Source organism: Acidovorax sp. Leaf73 (assembly GCF_916855635.1).
Lineage (GTDB): Bacteria > Pseudomonadota > Gammaproteobacteria > Burkholderiales > Burkholderiaceae_C > Acidovorax > Acidovorax facilis.
The window spans coordinates 1-13990 of record NZ_CAKASI010000001.1 but is presented as its reverse complement, the minus strand read 5'-3'; the positions used below and the strand labels follow the sequence as shown (position 1 = coordinate 13990).

The 13990-nt window shown below is 64.8% G+C and carries 13 protein-coding genes; 7 read left to right on the top strand and 6 right to left on the bottom strand.

The features are described from left to right. Nucleotides 1-62: 62 nt before the first annotated feature. Nucleotides 63-962: a LysR family transcriptional regulator gene (locus LPA35_RS00065; RefSeq protein ID WP_228894279.1), complete on the bottom strand. Its 900-nt coding sequence runs from the start codon at nt 960-962 to the stop codon at nt 63-65. 66 nt (nt 963-1028) lie between these two features. Between LPA35_RS00065 and mdlC the strand changes: the two genes are divergently transcribed. The 4 genes from mdlC to LPA35_RS00045 all read left to right on the top strand — a co-directional run bounded on the left by mdlC (nt 1029) and on the right by LPA35_RS00045 (nt 4858). Then, nucleotides 1029-2621, top strand: coding sequence for a benzoylformate decarboxylase (mdlC, locus tag LPA35_RS00060; protein WP_228894273.1), 1593 nt, complete (start codon nt 1029-1031; stop codon nt 2619-2621). A gap of 94 nt (nt 2622-2715) precedes the next feature. Then, nucleotides 2716-3717: a tripartite tricarboxylate transporter substrate binding protein gene (locus LPA35_RS00055; RefSeq protein ID WP_082437275.1), complete on the top strand. Its 1002-nt coding sequence runs from the start codon at nt 2716-2718 to the stop codon at nt 3715-3717. A 71-nt stretch (nt 3718-3788) separates the two neighbouring features. After that, nucleotides 3789-4202 carry a nucleoside diphosphate kinase regulator gene (gene rnk / locus LPA35_RS00050; protein ID WP_055394263.1) on the top strand — a complete coding sequence of 138 codons (414 nt, stop codon included), beginning with the start codon at nt 3789-3791 and terminating at the stop codon, nt 4200-4202. 266 nt (nt 4203-4468) lie between these two features. Next, complete coding sequence (locus LPA35_RS00045; RefSeq protein WP_055394290.1) at nt 4469-4858, top strand: hypothetical protein; 390 nt, start codon at nt 4469-4471, stop codon at nt 4856-4858. A gap of 22 nt (nt 4859-4880) precedes the next feature. On the opposite strand, the gene LPA35_RS00040 is transcribed toward LPA35_RS00045, so the two are convergent. Next, nucleotides 4881-5999, bottom strand: coding sequence for an acyltransferase (locus LPA35_RS00040; protein WP_228894270.1), 1119 nt, complete (start codon nt 5997-5999; stop codon nt 4881-4883). 191 nt (nt 6000-6190) lie between these two features. Between LPA35_RS00040 and LPA35_RS00035 the strand changes: the two genes are divergently transcribed. From LPA35_RS00035 to LPA35_RS00025, 3 genes are read left to right on the top strand one after another with little or no spacing between them, the layout of a single operon-like run. Then, on the top strand, nt 6191-6781 hold the full coding sequence (locus LPA35_RS00035; protein ID WP_121419442.1) for a GbsR/MarR family transcriptional regulator: 591 nt from the start codon (nt 6191-6193) through the stop codon (nt 6779-6781). Nucleotides 6782-6785: 4 nt separating this feature from the next. Then, entirely contained in the window at nt 6786-8153 is a 1368-nt protein-coding gene (locus LPA35_RS00030) for a cytochrome ubiquinol oxidase subunit I (protein ID WP_228894269.1), read from the top strand. A gap of 10 nt (nt 8154-8163) precedes the next feature. Then, nucleotides 8164-9174: a cytochrome d ubiquinol oxidase subunit II gene (locus LPA35_RS00025; RefSeq protein ID WP_121507080.1), complete on the top strand. Its 1011-nt coding sequence runs from the start codon at nt 8164-8166 to the stop codon at nt 9172-9174. 9 nt (nt 9175-9183) lie between these two features. On the opposite strand, the gene LPA35_RS00020 is transcribed toward LPA35_RS00025, so the two are convergent. The 4 genes from LPA35_RS00020 to LPA35_RS00005 form a co-directional block, all read right to left on the bottom strand. Then, the gene (locus LPA35_RS00020; RefSeq protein WP_121419439.1) at nt 9184-10317 is read right to left on the bottom strand and encodes an ABC transporter substrate-binding protein; all 1134 of its coding nucleotides are present in this window, start codon (nt 10315-10317) and stop codon (nt 9184-9186) included. A gap of 251 nt (nt 10318-10568) precedes the next feature. Further along, complete coding sequence (locus LPA35_RS00015) at nt 10569-11522, bottom strand: nitronate monooxygenase family protein (RefSeq protein ID WP_055394253.1); 954 nt, start codon at nt 11520-11522, stop codon at nt 10569-10571. A gap of 137 nt (nt 11523-11659) precedes the next feature. After that, nucleotides 11660-13450, bottom strand: coding sequence for an acyl-CoA dehydrogenase (locus LPA35_RS00010; protein ID WP_228894267.1), 1791 nt, complete (start codon nt 13448-13450; stop codon nt 11660-11662). Nucleotides 13451-13526: 76 nt separating this feature from the next. Next, nucleotides 13527-13990 (bottom strand): electron transfer flavoprotein subunit alpha/FixB family protein (locus LPA35_RS00005; protein WP_228894265.1); only part of this gene is annotated, 464 nt, incomplete at its 5' end.

The window sequence follows — 13990 nt, the reverse complement described above, 5'->3', positions numbered from 1 at the left end:
CCATTTGGTGCTGCGTGCTTGCCCCTCTTCCCCCGCAAGCATGCGCGCGGCCTTGGCCCGGTTTACTCCTTGAACAGCTGCTCGATCAGCCCCCGCATCCACTGGTTGCCGGGGTCGCTTTCAAAGCGGCGGCTCCAGTGCAGCGACACCGTGAAGTCGCGCAGCGGCAGTGCGGGCTCGATCAGGGTGTAGCCACCGTCGGCCGCAAAGGTGAGTGCGATGTTGCGGGGCATGACCACGGCCAGGTCCGTGGCCCGCACGATGGCAGGCAGCACCATGAAGTGCTCGGTGGTCAGGCGGATGCGGTCCTGCAACTGTTGCATCTCCAGAATGCGCAGGGTGTCGGAGTGGGTGCGCACGGCCACAAACTCCAGCTGTCGCAGGGCGCTGAGCAAAGCGGGGCCGTTGCGCTTTTTGGTGGCGAACGGGTGGCCTGCGCGCAGCAGCACCACGTAGCGGTCCTGGAGGAGCTGCACGCGCTGCGTATCCTTCACCGTGGGCAAAAAGCCAAAGGCGAAGTCGATGGCGCCGCTGTCCAGCCGCTGCGGGATCTCGTGGCGCGGCACGGGCAATGTCTCCAGCCGCACGCCGGGCGCCTGGCGCTGCAGCGCCACCATCAGGTCGGGCAGAAAGCGGCCTTCGCCAATGTCGCTCATGTGGATGCGAAAGACCTTGCGCGACTGCAGAGGGTCGAACAAGGCCGACTCGTTGAGGGCCTCTTCCAGCAGGCCCAGCGCGCTGCGCACGGCGTCGGCCAGCCGGTTGGCCTTGGGGGTGGGCTGCACGCCGCCGCCCGCGCGCACAAACAGCGGGTCTTTGATCAGCAGACGCAGCCGCGTCAGCGCCTGGCTGGCTGCCGGCTGTGTCAGGTCCAGCAGCTCTGCGGCCCGGCTCACGTTGCGCGTGCGGTAGACGGCATCGAACAGGCGCAGCAGGTTGAGGTCGATGTCTTTGATATGCATTGAGTGAATACCGCTTAGTCACTTCATTGTATTGATGGATAGATTAAGCCATCCGAAGATGCGGGGATGCCTTCAGAACACCCCCATCTCCCCACCGTGCGCGAGGCCGTGCTCGACCTGCTGCGCGGCTTTCACATCGATACCATCTTTGGCAACCCTGGCTCCACCGAACTGCCACTGTTCCTCGACTTTCCCAGCGACTTCCGTTACATCCTGGGCCTGCAGGAATCGGTGGTGGTGGGCATGGCCGACGGCTATGCGCAGGCCACCCACAACGCCGCCTTTGTGAACCTGCACTCGGCGGCCGGCGTGGGGCACGCCATGGGCAATATCTTCACGGCACACAAGAACCGCACGCCCATGGTCATCACGGCCGGGCAGCAGGCGCGCTCCATCCTGCCGTTCGACCCCTTCCTGTTCTCGGGTCAGGCCACCGAGCTGCCCAAGCCCTACGTGAAGTGGAGCGTGGAGCCCGCGCGCGCCGAAGACGTACCCCTGGCCATCGCCCGCGCCTACTACATCGCCATGCAGCAGCCGCGTGGGCCGGTGCTGGTGTCCATACCCGCAGACGATTGGGACAAGCCTTGCGAGCCGCTGAAGGCGCGCACCGTGAGCACCGAGTCGCGCCCCGAGCCCCGGGTGCTGCAGGCCATCGGCGATGCGCTGGATGCCGCGCGGCACCCCGTCTTCGTGGTGGGTGCCGCCGTGGACCGCGACCGTGCCTGGGACGAGGTGGTGGCGCTGGCCGAGCGGCACAACGCTGCCGTGTGGATTGCCCCCATGGCGGGCCGCTGCGGCTTTCCGCAGGACCACCGCCTGTTCGCCGGGGTGCTGCCCGCCATGCGCGAGAAAATCGTCGCGCTGCTCGCCGGCCACGACCTGGTGTTTGCGCTGGGCGCCGCCGCCTTCACCTACCACGTGGAAGGCTTTGGCCCGCATGTGCCGCCGGGCGCGCAACTGGTGCAGCTGATTGAAGACCCCGGCACCGCCGCCTGGACGCCTGAAGGCACCTCGGCCGTTGGCGGCATCCGGCTCGGGGTGCTCGACCTGCTGGCGCGCCCCGCACCACCGCCACGCGCCTTGCCACAACCGCGCCCCGCACGCCCGCGTGTGGAGCCCACGGGGCCGCTGATGAGCGTGCCCTATGTGATGCAGACCCTGGCCGAGGTGCGCGACGCGGCCTCCATCGTGGTGGAAGAAGCGCCCAGCTCGCGCGCAGCCATGCACGCCTACCTGCCCATTGTGCAAAGCGAAACCTTCTACACCATGTGCAGCGGCGGCCTGGGCTATGGCATGCCTGCCGCCGTGGGCGTGGCGCTGGCCAAACCCGACAAGAAGGTGATCGGGCTGCTGGGTGACGGCTCGGCGATGTATTCCATCCAGGCCCTGTGGAGCGCGGCGCAGCTGAAGCTGCCTATCACCTTCATCATCCTCAAGAACCGCCGCTACGCGGCGCTGCAGGAGTTTGCCCCCACCTTCGGCTTCCACGCAGGCGACAAGCTCGAAGGCACCGACCTGCCGGATCTCGACTTCCTCGCGCTCGCCCGTGGCCAGGGCTGCGAGGCCGTGCGTGTGAGCGACCCCGCCTTGCTGCACCAGGCGCTGCGCGATGCACTGGCCAGCCCGCGCGCCATCCTGGTTGAGGTGGACGTGGCCTGACAGGCCCTGCACAACCCGTTCTTCCCGGCTCACCCCATCACCACAACACACCAGACCCGGCGCACCCGGGCGCTCACCTTGACTGGAGACAACCATGCACATCGTTCACAACCCGCCCTCCCCAACCCCCCGCCACCTGCTGCGCACGCTGGCATGCGCCGCTGCCAGCGTGCTGCTCAGCACCGCCGCCATGGCAGACACCTGGCCCAGCAAGCCGATCAAAGTCATCGTCAACTTCCCCGCCGGGGGCGCCGCCGACCAGATTGCGCGCGCCGTCACCCAGCCCCTGCAGGCCGCGCTGGGACAGCCGGTGGTGGTGGAGAACCGGGGCGGTGCGGGCGGCAACATCGGCGGGGAGGCTGTGGCCAAATCCCCGGCCGATGGCTATACCCTGCTCATGAGTTCGGGCGGCATGGTGTCGGTCAACCCGCACCTGTATCCCAAGATGCCTTTCGACCCCGTCAAGGACCTGACACCCGTGGCTGCTGCTGCACGGGTGCTGGTCTTCCTGGAGGTGCGCCCCACACTGCCGGTCAACACCATCCAGGAGTTCCTCGCGCACCTGAAGGCCAACCCCGGCAAGCTGAGCTTTGGCACGCCGGGCAACGGCAGCTCGCCCCACCTGGCGGCCGAGATGCTCAAGACCCAGGCCAATGTATTTGCGGTGCATGTGCCCTACCGGGGCGCGGCACCGGCCATGCAGGACCTGCTGGGTGGGCAGCTGGACTTCATGTTCGACCCGGGTATCGGCCTCTCGCATGTGAAAGCGGGCAAGCTCCGGCTGCTGGCCGTGGGCAGCGCCAAGCGCTCACCCCTCTTCCCGGACGTTCCCACACTGGACGAAGTGGGCCTGAAGGGCTTTGACGCAGACACCTGGTTTGGTTTTTATGCACCGGCGGGCACACCGCCCGACGTGGTCACGCGCCTGAACCGCGAGATCAACAAGGTGCTGGGCACGCAGGCCGTCAAGGACCGCATCACGGCGCTGGGCGGGGTGCCTGCCCCCATGTCGCCCACCGACTTCAACGCACGGGCTTCCATCGACAGCGCACGGTTTGGCGCACTGATCAAGGCGCGCAACATCCAGGGAGATTGACCGCGCGTGGCAGTGCGAGATTCGCGATGGTCTACAGTCCCGCGCTTTGTCACCACCTTAGAGGTACTGCCATGGCGCGCAAGCCCCAGATCATCCTGTCGTCGCTCGACGTTGACCGCATCGAAGCCCTGCTGGCCGCCATCCCGGCCAGTGTCTTCCCGGGCAAGGCGGACCTGCAAGCAGAGCTGGACCGGGCCGATGTGGTGCCGCCCGAGGACATCCCGCCCAACGTGGTGACCATGAACTCCACCGTGCAGTTCTCCATCCTGGAGACGGGCAAGGAGTTCTGCCTGACCCTGGTCTACCCGCGCGACGCGGATGGCACTGCGGACCGCATCTCGATCTTCGCGCCCGTGGGCAGCGCCCTGCTGGGCCTGGCGGTGGGCGATGAACTGGCCTGGCCCGGACCGGGCGGCAAGTCGATGACGGTGCGCGTGAAAGACATCCTGTACCAGCCTGAAAGTGCCGGCGAACTGCATCGGTGAATTCGGCCCCCCCTGAGGCGCTGCGCGCCTTCCCCTCGCTCTCACAGCGCTGCGCACTGCGGGCGGGGGGACGCCGCCCTCGCTGCGGGGCGGCCCTTGCTTGGCTGCCCTGGCCTTTGAGCACGCCGGTTTCTGAGGCTATTGGGTAGCAGGAGCCCGCTGGAGCACTGCGCGCCTTCTATTCCCGGCGAGTCCAGCCTGGAGGGTGCAGATGCCGTGGATTGGGGTGGTGCAAAGCGCCATGAGCCGCGACAATGGCAGCCGCCATGACCACACCGCCCGCACCGCACACGCCAGACATCCCTCCATCGATTGACCAGTTCGACCCGGACTCGACGGTCGCATTCCAGCGGCGAATGGAGCGGGCTCCTGAATGGTTCTGCTCCTTCCTGGCGGGAAACAGCCGCGAAAAGAGCCGCCTCAAGCGCGAGATGGCAACCATGAAGGGCTCGGTGGTGTGGCTGGTGCAGCAGCGCCGCCAGGGCAACTGGGATGCCGCAGAGCGCGCCCACTTGCGGGATGTGATGCGGTCCGCCTCGTCCGTGAGTCCCTACCTGTTCATCTGGGTGATTCCGGGCTCGATGCTGATCCTGCCCTTCATGGCCTGGTTTCTGGACCGGCAGCGCAAGCGGCGCGAGCGCAAGCTACAGCGTTGAAGGGCTCTTCACGAGCCCTCATTCAGAACCCGTTGTTGGTAACAGCCACCAGCAGACCGGTGCCCACCAGCCCCGCCTGCCAGCGCAATGCGGTGGACCAGGTGGGCACATGCCGCTCTACCCGCAGGTAGAGCAGGCGCCCGGCGGCGAGGGACAGTACAAACGCCAGCAGCATGCCCAGTGCATTGGGCACCGGCGAAGCAGACCACAGGTGGCTGACCACGGCATTGACCAGCAGGCACACGGCAAAGTGCACGAGGAAGATGGAGTAAGACATCTGCCCCACGCGAACCAGCGGCGCAAAACCGCCCCAGGCACGCAGACGTTCGGACCGCAACGCCACCACCAGGCACAGCGCCGTGACGAGCGCCACCGCGATGCGGCCCCGGAAGTCCAGCGCCAGGGCCACACCGCCCAGCAGCACCATGGCGCTCAGCCACCCTACCGGGCTGGCTGCGCGCACAGCCCAGTACGCCAGCATGCCCAGGCCATAGGCACCCAGGAAGTAGATCGCCCACATGTCGAGCCCGGCCATGCGGTTGAATACCCACAGCGACGCCGCCACACCTGCCACGATGAGCACCCGGGCCAAAACAGCCCCGTGCCGCTGGGCCCACGCGCCCGGCAGGGCCCTGACGCCCGCCCAGAGCAGCACGCTCAACGCAAAAAGCTGTAAGTCGATGGCCACATACCAGACACCGGCGGACAGGGCATCTTCGTCCACGATGTCCTGCAGCAGCAAGGCATTGGCCAGCAATTGCGCCAAGGTGGGTTCTCCCGGAACAGAAGAGTGCTCCATCCAGGGGCGCACCAAGGCGGCCACCACCACCGTCAGCAACAACGCCACCGCGTAGGGAACCACCAGCCGTACAAAACGCTTGGCCACTGCATTGCCAGCATGGTCAAACCGCGCCACGCCCTGGGGCGCCAAGCTGGCTGCGGCAAGGTAGCCGCCCAGCACCAGAAACACCTGCACCGCCATGCGCCCATAGTCATACAGCCAGGCCATCAAGGCGGGGGCGAGAGGCTGGGCGATGTCCGACATCGGGCCATAAAAGGCCAGGTGGTGCCAGACGATGGTGATGCACGCCACGCCCTTGACCATATCGATCAGGGGCATACGGGAAGGAGACGAAGACATGGGAGCGGGGAGGTATGGCATGTGCCGAGGCGGGGCCGCACCGGCAGACAAAAACCTCTATTGTCCCCCGCATCCAGCAGTTTGCGCAGCCCTAGAGCCTGCCGCAGTACCCCGCCTTCTGAAGGTGCAATTTCCTGAATTTTCAGAAATTACTGAAATTTCAAAAAATCAAGCGCACAATACGTGCCTGTATGACCTACGTCAACCATTTACCCCCTCTGAACCGCCAGTTCGTGGCCCACTTTGGCGAGATGGGCAGCCGCTGGGGCATCAACCGCACGGTCGGCCAGATGTATGCACTCATCTTCCTGTCTCCTCGCCCGCTCAACGCCGACGAGATTGCTGAAACGCTGGAGTTTTCGCGCTCCAACGTGAGCATGGGGCTCAAGGAGCTTCAGGCTTGGCGGCTGGTGAAACTGAGCCACCAGCCGGGCGACCGGCGCGAATACTTCGAGGCACCCAAGGACGTGTGGGAGATCTTCCGTGTGCTGGCCGAGGAACGCCGCCGCCGCGAGATCGAACCCACCTTGTCGATGCTGCGCATGGCGCTACTCGAAGAGCCCTCCTCCGATGAAGAGCGCCACGCCCAGGAACGCATGCGCGAGATGCACGAACTGATCGACCGGCTCATGACATGGTTCGACGACGTGCAGCGCCTGGCGCCTGAAACAGCGATGCAGCTCATGGGCATGGGCACCGCCGTTACCCGGGTGCTCGAATTCAAGGACCGGCTGACCGGCAAGGGCAGTCACTCGCCAAAGAGCAATCCCTCAGGAGTTTGACGCCATGGACGCCTTCACGCTCTCGCGCATCCAGTTCGCGGCCAACATCAGCTTTCACATCCTGTTCCCCACCATCACGATTGCGCTGTGCTGGTTTCTGGTGTTCTTCCGCCTGCGGCACACGGCCACGCGCGGCACACCGGCGGCGCTGGGCTGGGAGCAGGCCTACTACTTCTGGACCAAGGTGTTTGCGCTGACCTTTGCGCTGGGCGTGGTGTCGGGCATCACCATGAGTTTTCAGTTCGGCACGAACTGGCCGGGCTTCATGGAGCATGTGGGCAACATTGCCGGACCGCTGCTGGGCTATGAGGTGCTGACGGCGTTCTTTCTGGAGGCCACCTTCCTGGGGATCATGCTGTTTGGCCGGGGGCGCGTGTCCGAGCGCATGCACCTTGTCGCCACGCTCATGGTGGCTTTTGGCACCACGCTGTCGGCTTTCTGGATCTTGAGTTTGAACTCGTGGATGCAGACGCCCGTGGGCTACGAGATCATCGATGGCAAGTTCCACGCGGTGGACTGGCTGGCGATTGTGTTCAACCCGTCCTTCCCCTACCGACTGGGCCACAAGCTGCTGGCATCGGCCCTCACGGCAGGCTTCTTGATCGCCGGGGTGAGTGCCTGGCAGTTCATCAAGGGCACGGCCAACGAAGGCACGCGCAAGGCCCTGCGCACGGCCATCACCGCCGTGGCCGTCGTGATCCCGCTGCAGATCTTCATGGGCGACCTGCATGGTCTCAACACGCTGGAGCACCAGCCCGCCAAGATCGCCGCCATCGAGGGCATCTGGCACACCGAGAAGGGTGCGCCACTTACGCTGTTTGGCCTGCCCAACGAGAAGGAAGGTCGCACCGACTACGCCTTGCAGATCCCCAAGGCGGCCAGCCTGATCCTGGCGCACGACGTCGACGCCGAGCTGAAGGGGCTCAACGAATTCCCAGGCGCCCATCCGCCCGTGGCGCCCGTTTTCTGGGGGTTCCGCGTGATGGTGGGTGTGGGCCTGCTCATGCTGGCCGTTGCCTGGGTGGGTGCTTTTGTGCTGTATCGCCGCCGCAAGCAAGACCAGGCCACCCTGCCCCGGCCACTGCTCTACACGCTGGTGGGTATGGCGTTCTCAGGCTGGGTGGCCACGCTGGCCGGGTGGTACGTGACCGAAATCGGTCGCCAGCCTTACCTGGTCTATGGCCTTTTCAAGACCGCCGACGCCGTGGCCCCCCACGCGCCCGCCATGGTGGCCAGCACGCTGGCTGCCTATCTCATCGTCTATGGGCTGCTGCTGGTGGCCTATGTGGGCGTGATCAAGTACATGGCCGAACACCCAGCCATGCCCACACCGGCGGCGTCCCATCCCGCGCCAGCCCCTCGCGCCGTTTAAGGAGGCCTCCATGGACGCACTGAACTGGGCCACCGCCCTGCCCCTGATCTTCATGGCCGTAATGGGCCTGGCCCTGCTGGCCTATGTGATCCTCGACGGCTACGACCTGGGCGTGGGCATCCTCCTGCCCTTTGCCACCGATGCGGAGAAGGACGTGATGGTGTCCAGCATCGGCCCTTTCTGGGACGCCAACGAGACCTGGCTGGTGTTGGGCGTGGGGGTGCTGCTCATCTGTTTTCCGACCGCGCACGGCGTGGTGCTGTCGGCCCTGTACCTGCCGGTAGCCGTGATGCTGGTGGGCCTGATACTGCGCGGCGTGGCTTTCGACTTTCGCGTGAAGGCCCGCGACTCGCACAAGACCACATGGAACCGCCTGTTTGCGGCAGGCTCTCTGGCGACCACCCTGGCCCAGGGCTGGATGCTGGGGGCCTACATCACCGGCTTTCAGAACGACACCTGGGGCCTGCTGTTTTCTGCAGGCATTGCCATCACCCTGCCTGCGGCCTACGCGATGCTGGGCGCGGGCTGGCTCCTCATGAAGACCGATGGCGAGCTTCAGCGCAAGGCCGCCCGCTGGGGCCAGGGTGCGCTGTGGCCCATGGGGTTTGCGCTCATGGGGATTTCGCTGGCCACGCCGCTGGTCAGCCCCACGGTGTTTGCCAAGTGGTTTGTACTGCCCGAGCTGTTTGCGCTGCTGCCCATCCCGCTGGCCTGTGTGGCAGCCTTCTTTGCCATCCGCCATGTGCTGGCCACGCCGCGCGTGGTGCAGGCCGGCTACGGCTGGATCGTGTTCGGGGCCACCGTGCTGATCTTTGTGCTGGCCTTCCTGGGACTCGCCTACAGCATCTATCCCTACATCGTGATCGACCGCCTGACAGTGTGGCAGGCCGCCAGCGCCACGGAATCGCTGGTGGTGATCGGCATCGGCGTGGCCATCACGCTGCCAGCGATCATTGCCTACACCATCTTCATGTACCGGGTGTTCTGGGGCAAGGCGCGGGAGCTGACATACGGGTTGTGAAACCTCCGCTCAATACCGCAGACTCCCTTCCGCGTCCACAATGGCCAGTTCCACATAAGTCGAGCCGTTGTGGCTCTTGGGCGAGTATTTGACGTTAAAGCGCCCAAAGGATATTTCACCGGCATCCTCCATCGTCTTGATGAAAGACTCCGTGGTCAGGTTGCGCCCCGTGCGGCGCAACCCCTCCACCAGCAGCCGGGCATGCACGAATCCCTCGAACTGCGAAGCCGAAGGCTGGGCGCTGGGGGACTTGGCGCGCAGCAGGGCCAGGTATTCGGCCACCACGGGCACCGTGGTGCTGCGCAGCGACGGCATGATCTGCGCGAGGATGATGCCGCGCGCCTTTTCTTTAAGTTCGCGGTGGATCACGTCCATGCTGGCTACAGAGAACCCGTAGTACGCGGGCCGCGCCGCTGTCGATTGCACGGCCTTGATGTAGCTGGTGAACGTGGTTCCTGCGGTTGCAACGATCACGGCCTGGGGCTGTGCCTTTTCGGTGGCCTGCGCCGCAGCAGCGAAGTCCGGCTGTTTGGGATCTACCTTGATCTCCGCCACGAAGGCCAGCTTTTCCTCATCGGAGGCTTTCTTGAGTTCGGCCAGCAAGGTTTTGCCCAGCCCGTCGTCCTGGTAGAACACGGCCACGCGGCTGATGCCCTGCTGGCGCAGCTGCGAGACGATTTTTGCAGCCTCGCTCGCATACCCTGCGCGCACATGAAAGACGTAGGGGTTGAGGGTTTCCCGAAACACCGAAGCGCCCGTGACCGGGCCAAACAGCAGGGTGCGGTGCTCCTTGATCAGGGGCAATATGGCGGCCGTCTGCGCCGTGCCGGTGCTGTTGTAGATCATGAAGACCTTGTCGGTCTCCAGCAGCTGGCGCGTGTTCTCCACCGCTTTCTGGGGATCGAAGCCGTCGTCAAGTGTGGTGTATCGGATCATGCGGCCATGCACGCCGCCCTGCGCATTCACCGCGTCGAACATGAGCCGCGAGCCCTCGCCATACTGCGCAGTCTGTGGCCCGAGCGGCCCCGACAGCACCGCCGATGCGCCGAGACGGATTTCATCGGCGGTCACGCCCTCGTTGCGGGCATGGCCCAGGCCACCTGTGCACAAGGCAACCAGCAGCACCAGAAAAGAACGAAACATCACGCACCCACCTTGCAAAGAATGTGCTGACCGAGCAACCCAAGCACACGCGCTTTGGTTATTGATCATCATCATTATCCGCAGCCACCAGAACAGGCTTATGGGGGTTTGCCCTTGCCTCGGGAGCGCCAGAAACAGCTTCGCCCGCAGTGCACACCAGGCGCACTGCGGGCGAATGAAGCCCTCTTGCCCAAAGCCACCACGCCCTGGGCGGAGGCGGTGGTGTGGAGCCCAAAAAGCTCAGCGCAGCATCAGAGCTTGAGGCGCGCGCGCGCAGCCTCGTACTCGCGGCGCAGCTTGCCCACCAGCTCGGCGGTGCTGGTCACGGCGTTGATGGCACCAATGCCCTGGCCGCAGCCCCAGATGTCTTTCCAGGCCTTCTTGGCATCGCCGCCAAAGTTCATCTTGCTGGGGTCGGACTCGGGCAGGTTGTCGGGGTCCATGCCCGCAGCGCGAATCGACGGAGCCAGGTAGTTGCCGTGCACGCCGGTGAACAGGTTGCTGTAGACGATGTCGTCGGAGTTGCCGTCCACGATGGCCTGCTTGTAGGCATCGCTAGCACGCGCTTCGTGCGTGGCGATGAAGGCCGAGCCGATGTAGCCAAAGTCTGCGCCCATGGCCTGCGCGGCCAGCACTGCGTCGCCGCTGGCGATGGAACCACTCAGCGCAACGGGGCCGTCGAACCACTGGCGGATTTCCTGGATGAGCGCAAACGGGCTCTTCACACCCGCATGGCCGCCCGCACCAGCGGCCACGGCGATCAGGCCATCGGCACCCTTTTCGATCGCCTTGTGGGCAAACTTGTTGTTGATGATGTCGTGCAGCACGATGCCACCCCAGGCATGCACAGCCTGGTTCACATCCTCGCGCGCGCCCAGGCTGGTAATGATGATCGGCACCTTGTACTTGGCGCACACCTGCATGTCGTGCTCCAGCCGGTCGTTGCTCTTGTGCACGATCTGGTTGATGGCAAAAGGCGCGGCCGGCTTGTCGGGGTTGGCCTTGTTGTAGGCAGCCAGCGTCTCCGTGATCTCGGCCAGCCATTCGTCGAGCAGCTCAGCGGGGCGGGCATTGAGCGCGGGCATGGAGCCCACCACACCCGCCTTGCACTGCTCAATGACGAGCTTGGGGTTGCTGATGATGAACAGCGGCGAGCCGATGACAGGCAGCGAGAGGTTTTGCAGCGCGGCGGGCAGTTTGGACATAGCAACAACTTCCTGAACAGGTTTTTGGATGAAATAGGGCTCTAGCGCTTATTCATCAAGCGCTAGCAGCTATCATTTTTATATCAATAAGCTGCCCGCTCTGCGGGCAGTCCGTCTCCTCACAACACGCTCAACCTTCAAAAGGCTTCCAGCGCCAACTCGGTAACGCTGGCCGCGCCTTCCACAATGCTGTCGCGCAGGCCCGGGGCCTTCACCAGGATGTGATCAGCGTAGAACTGGGCCGTAGTGATTTTTGCGCGCATGAACGCTTCGTCCTGTCCCTTTTGCAACAGGTCCTGCGCCACCAGCAGGCTGCGCGCCAGCTGCCAGCCTGCCACCACATTGCCCGCCAGCATCAGGTAGGGCACGCTGCCCGCAAACACGGCGTTGGGCTGGGCCTTGGTGCCACCGGCCACAAAGTCAATCACATCGAGCAGCGCCTTGCGCGCCGCCGTGAGGCGCTTGGCCACTGCCAGCGCGGCGGGGGTGCCGCTGGCCAGCAGATCGGCCTCGGTCTTCTCGATCTGTGCGGCGATGCCCTTGGCGGTCTGGCCGCCGTCACGCGCCGTCTTGCGGCCGACGAGGTCGTTGGCCTGGATGGCGGTGGTGCCTTCGTAGATGGTCAGGATCTTGGCGTCGCGGTAGTACTGGGCCGCGCCGGTTTCTTCGATGAAGCCCATGCCGCCATGCACCTGCACGCCCAGGCTGGTCACTTCCAGGCTCGTCTCGGTGCTGTAGCCCTTGACCAGCGGCACCATGAATTCATAGAACGCCTGGTTCTGCCTGCGCGTTTCCGCATCGGGGTGGTGGTGGGCAGCATCGAACGCTGCTGCAGCCACGGTGGCCATGGCACGGCAGCCCTCCACGGTGGCGCGCATCGTCATCAGCATGCGCTTCACATCGGGGTGGTGAATGATGGCGGCGCTGGCGGCGATGCTGCCGTCCACGGGGCGGCTCTGCACGCGGTCTTTGGCGTACTGCACAGCCTTCTGGTAGGCGCGCTCGGAAATCGCAATGCCCTGCATGCCCACGGCGTAGCGGGCCGCGTTCATCATGATGAACATGTATTCGAGTCCGCGGTTTTCCTGGCCCACGAGGTAGCCAACGGCGCCGCCATGGTCGCCAAACTGCAGCACGGCCGTGGGGCTGGCCTTGATGCCCAGCTTGTGCTCGATGCTCACGCAATGGGCGTCATTCCGCGCGCCCAGGCTTCCATCCTTGTTGACCATGAACTTGGGCACCACGAACAGGCTGATGCCCTTGACGCCCTCAGGCGCGCCCTGCACGCGGGCCAGCACCAGATGGATGATGTTCTCGGCCATGTCGTGCTCACCGTAGGTGATGAAGATCTTGGTGCCGAAAATCTTGTACGTCCCGTCGGGCTGGGGTTCGGCGCGCGTGCGCACCAGGGCCAGGTCTGAGCCCGCCTGGGGTTCGGTCAGGTTCATGGTGCCGGTCCATTCGCCGGTCACCAGTTTTTCAAGGTACGTGGCCTTGAGCTCGTCACTGCCTGCGGTGAGCAGCGCCTCAATGGCGCCATCGGTCAGCAGCGGGCACAGCGCAAAGCTCATGTTGGCGCTGTTGGTCATCTCGATGCAGGCCGCGCCGATGGTCTTGGGCAGGCCCTGGCCGCCAAAGTCGGCCGGGTGCTGCAGGCCTTGCCAGCCGCCTTCGCCATATTGGCGGAAGGCTTCCTTGAAACCGGGGGTGGTGGTGACCACGCCGGATTGAAAGCTCGATGGATTCTTATCGCCTTCCCAGTTGAGCGGCGACAGCACCCCTTCATTGAACTTGGCGCACTCTTCCAGCACGGCAGCCGCCGTGTCCAGGCCGGCGTCTTCAAAGCCGGGAATCTGCGCAATCTGTTCAATGTTGGCCAGGTGCTCGATGGCGAACAGCATGTCCTTGACGGGGGCGGTGTAGCTCATGGGTGTCTCCGGGAAAGCAAAATTTCGTCAAAAAAAAGGCATCGCGAGCGATGCCTTTGTGCGCACAGGGGCGTTCTTACAGGGCCTTGACCAGTTCTGGCACGGCCGTGAACAGATCCGCTTCCAGCCCATAGTCGGCCACGCTGAAGATCGGTGCCTCAGGGTCCTTGTTGATCGCCACGATCACCTTGGAGTCCTTCATGCCCGCCAAATGCTGGATGGCGCCCGAAATACCCGCTGCGATGTACAGCTGCGGCGCCACGATCTTGCCGGTCTGGCCCACTTGCCAGTCGTTGGGGGCGTAGCCTGCGTCCACTGCGGCGCGGCTGGCACCCAAAGCGGCGCCCAGCTTGTCGGCCAGCGGGGTCATCACTTCGTCGAACTTTTCCTTGCTGCCGAGGGCTCGGCCACCGGAGACGATGATCTTGGCGGCCGTGAGTTCGGGGCGGTCGCTCTTGGCGATTTCGCTGCCCATGAAGCTGCTCTTGCCAGCGTCTGCGGTGGCTGCGGCGGTTTCAACGGCTGCGGAACCGCCCGTGG